General features: G+C 40.0%; 1 protein-coding gene. It reads right to left on the reverse strand.

The annotated features are described in order from the left end of the window. Positions 1 to 180 precede the first annotated feature (180 nt). Positions 181 to 702 carry a VC2046/SO_2500 family protein gene (locus CWC03_RS22830; RefSeq protein ID WP_138583795.1) on the reverse strand — a complete coding sequence of 174 codons (522 nt, stop codon included), beginning with the start codon at positions 700 to 702 and terminating at the stop codon, positions 181 to 183. Between the last annotated feature and the right edge of the window lie 133 nt (positions 703 to 835).

Raw genomic sequence — 835 nt, forward strand, 5'->3', positions numbered from 1 at the left:
ATGCTATTTCACCCTTCAAATTGATTAGAGAATTAATTCAATTGGTATTAGACATGAAGCACGATAAGCGTGGCGTTTAATGTCAGTCTAGTAACGAAGCAAACAGTTGTAAAATGACAAGTTTAATAGCTATTTGTCTTAAACTTGCTCAATTTAAAGGAGTAAAAGCAGCTAATGTTGTTACGCCGTCGCACGTAACATACTCTGCATATCTCCCGTTGCAATTTGATCATAGAAACCAGCCGCATCCATTGCCTTTTCAGCGACTAAGGCAAGTTTACCTTGCGTACTTGCCAAACGTCTTTTAACCGCTGGTTCCAAATTTTCTACAACGTCGAGTGGAATATGCTTTTTATCATTTCGTGCAGCAAAAGGTTCTGGATTTAAATTTTCTTGCAATCGCAAGGTCGCCATCGCTCCCATAGATACCAGCTGCGCATTATGCTGACCAATAAGCATATTGTACTCTTTTGGTGCAAGCGGCTTTTGTGGTCCTATTTCAAATTGCTTTTTTAGTGTTTCTTCTGAGCTATCTTTCGCGGCAGCTTCAGATTTTGGTAGATGAAATTGGCTAAAGTCTAGTGCATCAGTTGATAGCATAGATAACAGCATGGCAAAATCGGCAGAGCGCGTCTCATGAACACTGATATTTAATGCGGGCCCTAATTGCGACTCACTGATTAAAACGCCATCAACTTGCATGTATTCCAACCGATTATTTTGCTAATTACGAATTTATCGGCCTTTTTCCGAAAAACTTTAGTAGTTTTCTTTACTTCGAAAAAAACTTTGTTATTATCACCGCCGTTGTTTAGGAGGGGTTCCCGAGCGGCCA

The sequence above is a fragment of the Pseudoalteromonas sp. S2755 genome, from assembly GCF_005886535.1.
Taxonomy (GTDB): domain Bacteria; phylum Pseudomonadota; class Gammaproteobacteria; order Enterobacterales; family Alteromonadaceae; genus Pseudoalteromonas.

Excerpts from the sequence above, each read along its gene's own strand:
- CWC03_RS22830 (WP_138583795.1), bottom strand. The coding sequence starts at position 702 with ATGCAAGTTGATGGCGTTTTAATCAGTGAGTCGCAATTAGGGCCCGCA.